The 12,426-nt window shown below is 40.6% G+C and carries 12 protein-coding genes; 8 read left to right on the forward strand and 4 right to left on the reverse strand.

The annotated features are described in order from the left end of the window. Position 1: 1 nt before the first annotated feature. Positions 2-697, forward strand: coding sequence for an ATP-dependent Clp protease proteolytic subunit (locus AOG27_RS04870; protein ID WP_054551856.1), 696 nt, complete (start codon positions 2-4; stop codon positions 695-697). On the opposite strand, the gene AOG27_RS04875 is transcribed toward AOG27_RS04870, so the two are convergent. The 4 genes from AOG27_RS04875 to AOG27_RS04890 all read right to left on the reverse strand — a co-directional run bounded on the left by AOG27_RS04875 (position 694) and on the right by AOG27_RS04890 (position 4,873). Beyond that, positions 694-1,770, reverse strand: coding sequence for a hypothetical protein (locus AOG27_RS04875; RefSeq protein WP_054551857.1), 1,077 nt, complete (start codon positions 1,768-1,770; stop codon positions 694-696). The two genes, AOG27_RS04870 and AOG27_RS04875, sit on opposite strands and share 4 nt — an antisense overlap. A gap of 142 nt (positions 1,771-1,912) precedes the next feature. Next, complete coding sequence (locus AOG27_RS04880; RefSeq protein ID WP_054551858.1) at positions 1,913-3,280, reverse strand: alkaline phosphatase PhoX; 1,368 nt, start codon at positions 3,278-3,280, stop codon at positions 1,913-1,915. A 112-nt stretch (positions 3,281-3,392) separates the two neighbouring features. After that, positions 3,393-4,046: a hypothetical protein gene (locus AOG27_RS04885; protein ID WP_054551859.1), complete on the reverse strand. Its 654-nt coding sequence runs from the start codon at positions 4,044-4,046 to the stop codon at positions 3,393-3,395. 29 nt (positions 4,047-4,075) lie between these two features. Further along, positions 4,076-4,873 (reverse strand): MipA/OmpV family protein, encoded by a 798-nt coding sequence (locus AOG27_RS04890; RefSeq protein WP_054551860.1) that lies wholly within the window; start codon positions 4,871-4,873, stop codon positions 4,076-4,078. Positions 4,874-5,076: 203 nt separating this feature from the next. On the opposite strand from AOG27_RS04890, the gene AOG27_RS04895 reads away from it, so the two are divergent. From AOG27_RS04895 to AOG27_RS04925, 7 genes are all read left to right on the forward strand, one after another. Beyond that, positions 5,077-6,174 carry a sensor histidine kinase gene (locus AOG27_RS04895; protein ID WP_161804340.1) on the forward strand — a complete coding sequence of 366 codons (1,098 nt, stop codon included), beginning with the start codon at positions 5,077-5,079 and terminating at the stop codon, positions 6,172-6,174. Positions 6,175-6,177: 3 nt separating this feature from the next. Further along, positions 6,178-6,813, forward strand: a complete 636-nt coding sequence (locus AOG27_RS04900; protein ID WP_054551862.1) for a response regulator — start codon at positions 6,178-6,180, stop codon at positions 6,811-6,813. 88 nt (positions 6,814-6,901) lie between these two features. Beyond that, entirely contained in the window at positions 6,902-7,372 is a 471-nt protein-coding gene (locus AOG27_RS04905) for a DUF4920 domain-containing protein (RefSeq protein ID WP_054551863.1), read from the forward strand. After that, the gene (locus tag AOG27_RS04910; protein WP_054551864.1) at positions 7,365-7,934 is read left to right on the forward strand and encodes a PepSY-associated TM helix domain-containing protein; all 570 of its coding nucleotides are present in this window, start codon (positions 7,365-7,367) and stop codon (positions 7,932-7,934) included. Before AOG27_RS04905 ends, AOG27_RS04910 begins: the two co-directional genes overlap by 8 nt. A gap of 464 nt (positions 7,935-8,398) precedes the next feature. Beyond that, the gene (locus tag AOG27_RS04915) at positions 8,399-9,943 is read left to right on the forward strand and encodes a pyridoxal phosphate-dependent decarboxylase family protein (protein ID WP_054551865.1); all 1,545 of its coding nucleotides are present in this window, start codon (positions 8,399-8,401) and stop codon (positions 9,941-9,943) included. Further along, positions 9,936-11,228, forward strand: coding sequence for a lysine N(6)-hydroxylase/L-ornithine N(5)-oxygenase family protein (locus AOG27_RS04920; protein WP_054551866.1), 1,293 nt, complete (start codon positions 9,936-9,938; stop codon positions 11,226-11,228). The genes AOG27_RS04915 and AOG27_RS04920 overlap by 8 nt, the downstream gene beginning before the upstream one ends. Further along, positions 11,225-12,412, forward strand: a complete 1,188-nt coding sequence (locus AOG27_RS04925; protein ID WP_054551867.1) for an MFS transporter — start codon at positions 11,225-11,227, stop codon at positions 12,410-12,412. The genes AOG27_RS04920 and AOG27_RS04925 overlap by 4 nt, the downstream gene beginning before the upstream one ends. Positions 12,413-12,426: the final 14 nt, after the last annotated feature.

The following is a 12,426-nucleotide window of genomic DNA, read 5'->3' on the forward strand; positions in this document are numbered from 1 at the left end:
TATGTTACGTGTATTTTTTAGTCTATTTTTAATCATCCCTTGGTTAAGCTTTGCCGGTGTGTCACTGAGCGAGCAGCGCATTATTTATCAAGGCGAAATTAATGCCAAAAACAATCAACATGTTGCACAGCTTTTGGCTGAGCAGCCAAACATAAACAGCATACAAATCACCAGTGGTGGCGGAAACATTGATTTAGGTATGGATCTCGCCGAATTGATTTTGGCGCATAATTTAAAAGTTCATGTAAAACAATTTTGCTTTTCGTCGTGTGCTAATTACGTATTACTTGCAGGAAACCCTACCACCATAGCTAAGAACGCGATTGTCGGTTGGCACGGCGATGCCGCTTCAGCTCGCTGGCGAGATAGCGATATTGATGCCATGGTAAGTCATTTAAAAGAGCCAGAAAAAACAACCAAGTGGCAGGCTTTACGCACTCATTACGATGAAATAATCGCAAAAGCCATCGCTCGTGAAAAAGCCTTTTATGCAAAACGCGGGGTTAATCATGACTTGCTAACGATTGGTTTATCTAAAGAGCTAAAACGTGCAGCTGTGGCACAAAAAGCCAGAGGCTGGAGCTACTCAAAAAAAGCACTCAATACACTGAATGTGAGTAATATTGAGTTTGCAGATTGGCAGCCCCGCTCAGCAAAGAACTTTCCGTTACTAATAATTAGTGACCTTGGGGATTAGCTTTTGTAATCACGGATATAACGGTAATCAAATTCGGTGTCATCTAGAATGTCGCAATAATCACGAAAATCATTACTCTGCATTTGCTGAATATCGATGATCACCGACTGCTCTGTTACGAGTTTTTTAAAGCTTTGCAATAGCGTACGTCCTTGCTTTGCATCTATATGGCAACCGAATTGATAAATGTCATATAGCCGAGCGAACTGATCACCGCTCTGCCTTGAGCTTGCCATGAGTGCTTCACCACGCTCAAAAGCAAGCATTCTTCCCAGAATAAATTGCGCTCTAGGTTCATTTTTATGTTCAACGAGATAACGTAAAATAGTTTCTGATTTAAATGTATCTTGTGGAAAATTCCCCTGATAAACGCCTCGCTCATCAAAGTGACGACCCGAATAGTAGGCAAAAGCATAGCTAAATGCTTTTTTGTCAGACAAGGTTGCAAGAAACTCATCATCTGTTGGAATATGTTTTGCTCTAAACTTAGCTGCTTGATGATGCTCTTGCTCCACCTGTTTTTCAACAAACAAATACTGCTGGTGAGCAAATGCACCAACGGCGCCTGCAAAACTCAAACATGATGTAGCAATTAGGGTACTCGGTAATACTACCAACCAATGATTTTTAATTTTTTTATACCCTGCCAGCTCCCCCGATTCATACACCTCAGCAAATAACTTATGGTCAATAAATGGAATGCTTTTACGTGCAATAAATGCTGCTGACCAAGAGCCAAGTGCAAATAACAAAGCATAAATTGATAAAGACAATGAACCGCTGATCAAAACCTCTGAACTGAGCGCAACAGCGATTACAGATAGGTATGCAATAAGTGAAATAACTGAAAAGATACGATCATAGCCACGCCCATGAATACGAACGGCTAGGCCAACGAGTACGCCGCTAATCACTAACATTACTGGCCCAATAGCACTTTTAATTGAAAATACTGTGATCCATAAAATAATGATTGGGATACTCCAGCACGCTACGCCGATTGCGGCTGCAAGTGGACTTTGCTTAACTAGTTTTGCTTTAACTTGCTCTCGACTCTGCTCAGTAACAGACATATCAACTCCGTTTTCGTTTTATTATTATTTTCCTGTGAAACAAAGTGATTCTAACTAGAACAGCTGATTATAAAAAGAGGAACATAAATTTTCGTGATACAAAATAAGCCACCTCGCAGTGGCTATTTAAAATAGACTTTAATTAAACACTAAATTGATGCCATGGGCCTGTTATAGCAAGTGTTTTTGAAGGTGAGTAAACGTTCACAAACAAAGTGCTACCATCGGGTGAAAAACAGGCACCAGCCAGCTCGGTTTGCGCCACTAAGCGGGCAAAATTATAAACTTGGCCTTGGGGTGTCACACCACGAAGATGATTATCAACCACATCGGTGTATTGGTCTTCACAAACAATTAAGTGACCATTAGGTGACACGGTTAGGTTATCGCCAAAGTTGTAGAGAGTTTTGCTAGTACTTTCTACAAACAACGAGATCTTACCAGGTTGCTGTGCTTCTTTATCTGTGCCCTCAAATTCTGATGGCTGATATTTCATAACCTGACCAAGTTGTTTTTTACCACCATTGGTACAGCAAAAATAAAGCTCTTTATCACCCCAGTGAATACCTTCACCGCGAGCAAACAATACTGCACCTTGTTTGTATCCGCGCAGGCGTAGGTCGTCTTTCGGGCTTTCAGGGTTATCTAGATTGACCCACTCAACCTCAAGCTCTTGATGTAGCCCCATGGCTTTATTATTCCAGTTACGGCTATCGAATTGTGGCTTACCTTTTACCACCATCGCTTGTAATTGCCCGCCTTTATGCAGCTTGCCATATTCATTTGGAATAAAACGATAAAAGACGCTATCACCTTTATCTTCAGTTAAATAAACAATGCCCGTACGCGGATCAACGGCAGCCGCTTCGTGGTTAAATCGACCCATGGCTTTTAATGGCTCAGGTTTAATTAAGCCTTTGCTATTTGCGGGTACTTCAAAAATATAACCATGATCTTGGTTAAATCCATCGGCTTTGGTATCTGTGGTTTCTTCGCACGTAAGCCAGGTGCCCCATGGCGTGATACCGCCAGAACAGTTACGAATAGTGCCGACCAATGACAAGTACTCTTGCTCTTTTTGATGGGTTTTTAAGTTATACACGATATGACTTGTGCCACCCGGTAACGCCACACCGTCACTGTTAGTATCAAAAGCCAGAGGTGTTTTATGATTGGCAATACTTGCTTCAGCTTTCGCTAAGTCTTTTGGTTTCAGCTCATGGTTTCGCACTAATGCAACACGGTCATCACCAAGCGCTAGACAGCCCATGCCATCAGCTTTGTCCGGTACTGTAAACCCATCAGACATTTTCTCACCTAGGCTTGAAACAACTTGATAACTAAAACCCTCGGGTAAGTCGAGCAATTTATCTGGATCAGGAATTAACGGACCAAAGCCCACAGCCGTTGTTTTTAAATCACCTAACGACACTTTACCTATTGCACTTTTTGATAATCCTAAAAAGGCTAATGTGCCCGCCCCTACTAAAAATTCTCGACGTGAAACCATGCTAACTCCAAGCTCAAAACCAGCTTTATCATACAAATAAAAAAGGCATTATAAAGCAATGAAACGATAAAAAGTTACATTATCACAATATTCACGAAATTGTCATAAAGCACTACTCTTTGATGATTGCTAGTTGCTCATTAGGTAGCAGCACAATTAGGTAACCACGCTGCTCTAAGTTACAAAAATCAAATTCAAAACCGGCAATTTGTAAGTCACTAGCGCAATGAGTTAGCGGTATATAAGCTGTTGCTGTTGCTTCAGTTAATTCACTATTAGCAAGTTTATAGCTGTAGTTCGTATTGCCGATAAAACTAACCAGCCTAACCACAGGGTAATCACCACTATCTACAGCCTCAGTGCGTGCTAAAAAAGCCAGTTTCAGCGTTTCGCCATCCATATAAATGATCACATAATTAGCTATATCACTAACAACCCACTTTTGTAGATGAGCTTTTATTTCAGCATCATAAAAAGCTGCAAAGCCAACCTTTCCGACCACAGAACGCTTAAAGTTAAGCTTTTCAAAACCACCGTAGCCATCGATTGATTGTTGGAAGTTCTGCTCCTTATAAATTGCGCTTGTTGGTGTGTTGTTTCGTAGGTTCATCATATAAAAATCAACCGGGTACTCGCTAAAGTTATAAACATAATAGTCACTTTCATAGACACCTTGGTATAAATCGTCTTCGTCAAACACTTCCTCTTCAGCGCTATTGCAACCAGTTAGTAAGAGTAAAATGCATAATCTCAGTAGATAATTCATTGCTCATCCCTTTTTCTAAAAACGATAATTTATAGTTGCAGTGAATTGCTGCTTGGCAGTTTCTCCCACGAGCGGGCTTTTTTGATAGTTGAGTCAAGTTGCTCATACCGCAAGCTCGTAAAAACAGACCACTGCTCATTAAAAACATAAGTCAGGTTTAGCGAGGTGAATGGGTTAAGGGCTGCACTTGGCTGATATTCATATCTGCCAAACTCAGGGGCGATATTGCCATTAGCTATGCCATACAGGTATTGAGTGTATTTTTTATCTTGCCAATAAAAACCGAGATCAGCACTTAGCTGTAACCCTAATCCTTGGCCATAAATCGGTAGGTTATAGCGGGCAAGAAACGTAAGTCCATCGGAGTGATTCGAAATATCTTGCGCTAAACGAACAAAAAGCTGTTTATATTGCAGCTGAGTTCTGAAAGTTAGCTCACCTTTGCCGTCTTTATAGTCAGTGAAAACCTCATCATCCGACAACTCATCACTAAAGATTAAACTGCTATCGTAGGTTTCATCTCGGAGACTAAGCCCCATTGACGCTTCAAATTCTGCGCCTTGTAAAAAGGCATATTGCACTAAGCCATATTTAGGCCCTATGCGCCAGTTGCCTTTTCGGGCGTTGAAGTATGGCAAGACCATGGTTTGAATATCGTGATCTCGCCATGCTGTATCAATAGCCAATTGTGCAGCACCGACCTCCATTTGCCATTGCTGTGATTGCTCATCGGCCTTGGCATCATCAACAAATAATGCTGCTAAACAATAAGCTACTATCAACAGATAAGAAAAAAGACTATTTCGCAGAAATTCATGTTTGGTCATGATAATGTCCCTATATTGGTGTTTTAATGCAGTTTAACGCCTCACCATTAGGACTGACTTGCTGCAAATGTCACATATTTAATCGTGACATTTGTCATATACATAAACGAATAATTGCGGATTAAACTAAGCGTATGAACAAACTCTTGCAAACGTTGATACATCGAAGCGATTTTATACTCTCAGCAATCACCTGGGGGTTTGTGTTTATTTATACTCTGCACGCTTGGTCGCAAAGAGCAGAGTCAGCGCAGCTAAGTTTTAGTACAATAAATACGTTTTTGATCAGTGTTTTATTTATAAGCTTTTTTGCTTTTTTAATTTACTTTGAGTTTTTCAGATCACGATTTAAGCACTATCAAACCCGTATTTTGAACTTCACTATCGCTAATGTTGTGCTATTGATGTGGCTATTTAATATTGGCTTTGTTGCAATTCTATTGATCATCTTCTTAGTTAAATTCAGCGATTACGAGCCAAACAAAGTCAGCCTCTATTTACTCATTTGCCTGCCCCTTTTGATGGCGCTGACGCTTCACTATGGCTTTGATAAGCAATTTGTATTGCTCAACGGGTTGGCTTTCACTTTATACAATAGCTTTGCCTATCGCTTTGCTACTCGGCTTATTTCTGAGCGTAAAGCCAAAGAACAAGCAGCCCATTTATTACGTGAATTGAAAGCAACTCAAGCGCTTTTAAACGACACCGCAACTCGCGATGAACGTATTCGTATTGCCAGAGATTTACATGATACCCTTGGCCACCACCTTACAGGACTCAGTATTCACTTAGAAGTCGCCAATCATTGTGCTAATCATGAAGCACCAAAACACATAACTAAAGCACAGCAAATTACCCGCTTGTTATTAAATGATGTGCGTGACTCTGTGTCGTCAATGCGAGAAAACCAAACCATTGATTTACATGCATCGCTTAATTCACTGTGCAGCCATGTTACAGGCTTAAATGTCACACTCAATTACGATGAAAATATAAAAATAAGTGATACGTTATTGGCACAAACGTTATTTCATACTGTGCAAGAAGCGATTACGAATTGTATTAAACACAGTGATGCGACCGAGCTGTCGGTAAGCTTAGACCTCCAAGCTGATTCAGTGCATCTCACTATTTATGATAACGGCGGCGAAATGCCCAAGCTGAACTTAGGCAATGGCTTAACAGGCATGCAAGAGCGCTTAGCTTTAGTGCGAGGGGCAATCGAGTTTGAACAAAATAATAATGGGTTTACGATTGCTGCAACGTTACCTCATAAACTTAATCCACATACTTTGGCGTAAAAAATGATTAGGGTATTACTCGTTGATGACCAAACATTATTAAGAGAAGGCTTAAAAAGCTTACTCGCCCTTAAAGCAAGTATTCAAGTCGTGGCTGAGGCTGACAATGGCCAAACGGCTCTTGAGATGCTCAAGCAACATTCTATTGATGTTGTACTCCTTGATATTCGCATGCCTATTCTAGACGGTATTGGCGTACTGAAAAGTATGCAAGCACAACAGCTGAGGCAACCAGTACTGGTACTCACGACCTTTGATGATAGTGAACAAGTGCTAGAATGTATTCGCTATGGCGCTAAGGGTTATGCGTTAAAAGATATTAATTTAGAGCGCTTGGTCAGCGCCATCGAAACACTTGCTAAAGGTGGCTCAGCGCTAGCTCCTGCGATCACCGAGCGAATTTTGAATAAGCCCACTAAAACAACCGATACTTCTTTAGCAACTCCTGATAAATTAAGTAAAAGCGAGCTTAGAGTGCTCAATTTAATCGCTGCAGGCTATTCAAATAGTGAAATCGCCGAGGCACTTTATAAGTCTGAAGGGACTATCCGTAATCAAGTGTCTTTTATTCTCAGAAAGCTAGATGTACGTGATAGAACCCGTGCAGCATTAAAAGCAATTGATCTAGGCTTGATATAATTGCAAATCATTTTTAATCTCATTAAACTTTTATCATACAAGTAAATCGCTTAAACTAAGGCTTAATTTTTTTAAAGAAGCAACCGCTATGTTCCTAAAATCAAAAACATTTATTGCATTTTCATTGGCGCTTTTAAGCTTTAGCCAACACGCCTTTAGCTTACAATTTGGCAATCAAGTCGACAGTGACAAACTCATTAAAATTTCGACTGTTATGGCCTCACCAGACGATTACCTTGCAAGTCCAATTACCGTGGAAGGGACTATCACTGGGGTTTGCGAAAAACGTGGTTGCTGGATGACGCTCGCATCAGACAAACGCTTTGAAAACTTACGTATCAAAGTTGAAGATGGCGACATGGTATTCCCGATGACGGCTAAAGGCAGTAAAGCTATCGTAACTGGTAAGCTCGATAAAATTCAGCTTAGCCTTGGCCGCACTAAAGCGTTACTTGCTCACAAAGCGCAACAAGCCGGCGAAAGCTTTGATGCAAATTCAGTGACTGAAGCAATGGCTATTTATCAGCTCGTACCGAGCGGAGTTGAAATCATTGAGTAATAAATCAAGTATCAACTGGTTTAAGTTAAACAGAAACTTACACCGCGATATTGGTTATTTTTGTGTTGGTTTAGTGATTATCTTTGCGGTTTCTGGCATTGCAGTGAACCACAAAGATGATTGGAACCCAAACTACAAAGTAAGCCACCAGCAAATCAGTGTGAGCGATGAAACTTGGCAATTAGATAATGACGAGTTGCTGATTGAACAAATTATCTCTCATGCTGATGTAAGCGAGCCGGTAAAGGCCTCTTATTGGGTGTCGCCGCAAGAGTTTAAGGTGTTTTTAAAAAACGGTAACAATCTCAGCCTTAAACTTAATAAAGATATCATAAGCTATGAAGCCATTGAGCCTCGTCATGTATTTCAAGCATTTAACCGTTTACACTTGAACGAGACAAACGAATCGTGGGTTATTTTTTCTGATATTTTTGCAGGGCTGCTGCTGTTTTTAGCGATCAGCGGCTTGTTTATGATCAAAGGTAAAAATAGCCCATGGGGCAGCCGCTCAGTTTTAGTCATTGGCGGTATGCTGCTCCCCGCTGCTTATGTGTTTTTATAAACTAAAGTTCCCTGTTGCCATTCTCGCTAAGAGCGATGGCAACTTTTTTAATTAATTTAATACTCACCAAATTTGTAACACAGTCTTTCTTAAAATAACTATTCGCAGAACCCTCCCTTTGCTTACGCATTTTATAGCAGCTCAAAGTGTGTTTACTTAGCTCTTAAAACCTCTCACCTACCTATTATTGTTTTTTTAAATGATGGCTTTATTGCTTTTATTTGTGAGCATTTTCATCGAAAAAGCAAAAAATGCTGTCAAACAGAACCTGAAAAAGGGACTAACTTAGTCATAATTTATGACTAAATGGCAATTATTTATTACTAGATAAATTTAAAAACAAAACACTTTCAACTTATTAAAGGTAATTAAATTGTAAAGTAAATTAATGATTTATTATTATTGATATTGATAATCACTATCATTACGATCCCGATTCAAATTAACCAAGAAGGAATTGAGTCGTGAATCAATTAGCCCCCGTGCTTAATGCTCATTCATCAATAAACGTTGATGAACAGCCCCATGCGTTTATTTTTAACGAAAATAATTTACTCAAATATGAGATGGCTTCAATGCAAACAATGTCGCTCATCCATCAAGCGCTGCGTTCTGCAAAACAAGTTCATTCTGGCGTCTGCCACAAAGAGCTCAGTAAACAAATAGCCAGAGTAGAACTAAATCAACCTCTCAATAACGTTGAGCAAGCGCTAAATGAAGTAAAATCGTTGTATTTAGATCATGCTGTCTATTTTCATCATCCAAAGTATGTTGCCCATCTAAACTGCCCCGTTGCTTACCCTGCGGTGATAGCCGAACAGTTATTAACTGCTATAAATTCTTCGTTAGACACCTGGGACCAAAGTGCTGGCGGGACGCTCATTGAGCAAAAGATAATTGACTGGAGTATCGAACGCATTGGCTTAAGTGCTACTGCCGATGGCATATTCACAAGTGGCGGCAGTCAATCTAATTTAATGGCATTGTTACTTGCTAGAGACCATGCAGCAGAGCGCTTATCAGGGCACCTTATTCGCGATTTTGGTTTAGGTCCAGATGCTCATCGCTACCGTATTTTTTGCTCTGAAGTCAGCCATTTTAGTATTCAAAAGTCAGCCGCTTTACTGGGCCTTGGCTATAACGCGGTTGTTCCGGTTACAGTTGATAAAGAGTTTAAAATGGACCTAGCCGCACTAGATGCAGCGATTGATGAATGTAAAGCACAAGGCAATATTCCGATAGCACTTGTTGCCACCGCAGGCACAACTGACTTTGGTTCAATAGACCCTATCGATAAGCTAAAAACGCGGTGCAAAGCTGATAATTTATGGCTTCATGTCGATGCCGCTTATGGCTGTGGACTACTTGCCGCTGATGATCACCGTCACTTACTCAATGGCATTGAACTGGCTGACTCGGTGACGTTAGATTACCACAAATCATTCTTACAACCTGTCAGCAGCAGTGCATTTATTGTTGCTGATAAAAAACAATTTAAACATTTAACTCATCATGCTGATTATTTAAATCCGTTTAACGACAACCCACAAGCAGCGCCAAACCTTGTTGATAAAAGCATTCAAACTACTCGCCGTTTTGATGCCTTAAAACTTTGGCTAACTTTACGCATTATGGGCCACGAACAGATTGGCAAAGTGTTTTCTTCTGTTATGGCATTAGCCCGTAGTAGTTATGTGGCGCTCAAACAAGACCCTGAATTTGAGCTAATTCACCAACCTGAACTGAGCACTTTAGTGTTTCGCTTTAAGGATAAAAACCTCTGTGATGAGCAATTAAACCTGCTTAATTATCAAATTAAAGATGAGCTATTCAAACAAGGTGAGTGTGCCATTGCTCGCACCAAATTTAGAGGTATCAACTACTTAAAGTTCACGCTACTTAATCCAAACACACAGATTGAAGACATTAAAAGTATTGCAGCTGATATTAAAGCCTGCGCCTACAGCATCAAGGCACGCCTAAAAGTTGAGGAAACTAGTCATGAATAAAGTATACGATTTAATTGCCGTGGGCCTTGGTCCGTTTAACCTCAGTTTGGCATGTTTAGCTGAGCCAATTGAAAAACTTGATTCGTTATTTTTAGAACAACGTGATGAATTTAATTGGCACCCAGGGCTGATGCTCGATGGCGTTACATTACAAACACCGTTTATGTCTGATTTAGTTACATTGGCAGATCCAACCAATCCATACAGCTTTTTAAACTATGCGAAACAACAAGGTAAGCTGTATCAGTTTTATATTCGAGAAAGTTTCTTTTTACTGCGCGAGCAATACAACCAGTATTGCCAGTGGGCAGCAAGCCAATTAAGTAACATACAATTTGGTCATAAAGTCATTCATAGCCAGTTTGATCACACTAAGCAGCTCTATGTACTCACTGTCGAATCTGCAAAGCAAACTAAAACGCTTTATTGTCGTCACTTGGTACTGGGCACAGGTCCCTCACCTTATTACCCACCCGCTGTTCAGGCAGAAGATACACAGCTCTGCCATGCCACTGAATATCTGTATAAACGGGATGAATTAGTAAATAGCAAGAGCATTACTGTAATTGGCTCAGGGCAAAGTGCTGCTGAAGTATTTTATGATTTGTTGTGTGACATTAAACAGCATAACTACCAACTCAATTGGGTAACGCGAGCGCCGCGTTTCTTTCCTCTTGAGTACACGAAACTCACGCTTGAAATGACTTCTCCTGAGTATGTTGATTACTTTTATAACCTAGAACAGGCCACCAAACAGGAGTTACTAGCCAAGCAACGTAATTTATACAAAGGCATCAACTCAGAGTTAATTAATCAGATTTATGATCAGCTCTATCAACTTGATATTCAAGGGGTAAACCGCGCAAGGTTATTGACCAACAGCGAGCTCATTAAAAAACAAGGCAGTAAACTAGTTTTTAGACACAGTGAACAGCAGGCTGAATTTAGCTTACATAGTAATCACGTCATCATGGCTACGGGCTTTAGTTATCAGCTACCCGATTTTCTAAGTGGCTTAATGAGCGAGATAAATTGGCTAGATAACGGGTGCTTTGCTGTTGAGCGGAATTACAGTATCGACAAGCTACAACGGCTGTTTGTACAAAATGCTGAGCTGCACAGTCATGGTTTTGTAACGCCAGATCTGGGCATGGCCTGCTATCGAAACAGCCATATTTTGCGCTCAATTTTAGGTTATGCCCCCTACCCTGTTGAAACACAAATTGCCTTTCAAGAGTTTGGTTTACCCGATGTTGTCAACGAAAAACAGAAGCAAATAGCATGAAACAACCCGCATTAAAATCAAGCTTGGTGCTGCTGACGATTATATCTGTTGTTTGCGACACCATGATTTTGCCCTTTTACCCGCAGTTTTTTAGTGCCCAATTTGGTTTGCAATCAAGTAATCACATTGGTGCCTATATCGCTGTTTGCTGCATCACTGTGATGTGTGCTTTTCCTGTATGGGCGAAAATAGCGCAGCACGTGCACGAGCTGTATTTATGGGTGATCACCCAAATAATGGCTGGGCTATTGGGTGTTGCGTGCTTTTACAGCGAAAACGTTTGGAGCTTTTGGCTGTTATCACAGCTGATGCTGGTATTTAAAGCAAGTTACCTGCTTATTTACCCCTTTGTTCTAAGTATCGAAGAAAAACAACAGCACCTCGGTGTCGTTGCTTTATTTAGCGTGCTTTTACACTTTGGCGGTATTGGCGGTGCTTTATTAGGTGGCTTGATCATTCAAAGTATTGAGCCGCGCTTTTTATATTTAGTAATGGCTGCGGGCGACTGCTTACAGGTTATGCTCTGCTTGTATTTAATTTACTTATTAAAAGTAAGCTACAAGCCAAGGGAATTAACCGCATCATCAGTAAAACGGCAGCGTTTCCCTGGCTACATTATTCGCTTAGGGGTTATATCTATGGGCGTGTACTTCAGCATGTTCTTAGCAACGCCATACTTTACGCTACTTTGGCAACAAGTAAGTGATTTCAGCAATGCACTGTTAGCTGGCGCTGTGTTTGCTATCCCTGCTTGGGTTGCACTTGTCATTTTGATTGCAACCAGAAACAAACCTGCAACCAATAAGCACAGTAAGACAATCGCCTATGCACTTATGTTAAGCAGTATAGGCCTATTTATACAACTTAGCTCACACTGGCAATGGCTTGTGCTCGGCCGTGTTGTATTTGCTATTGGGCTATTTTTACTGACCGTGCGTCTGCAAGTCATGTTGTTTGCAATGAGCGAACCACGCTTTTACTCAAGCGACTTTGCCAAGCTTCATTTTATGCAAAATATCGGCGTCATCTGCGCCTCATTTTTAGCGGGAGATTTAGTCTCTCGCTTTGAACTAAACACCCCATTACTGACGGGCTCTGTTGGCTTTGCCATCACTTTATGTTTGTTTTATCTGCTTTTTTTACGCAACAAACATACCTCAACAGACCCTATTCACAGTTATTAATTTTTAAGAGAACA

Source organism: Pseudoalteromonas lipolytica, from assembly GCF_001306915.1.
GTDB classification, from domain to species: domain Bacteria; phylum Pseudomonadota; class Gammaproteobacteria; order Enterobacterales; family Alteromonadaceae; genus Pseudoalteromonas; species Pseudoalteromonas simplex.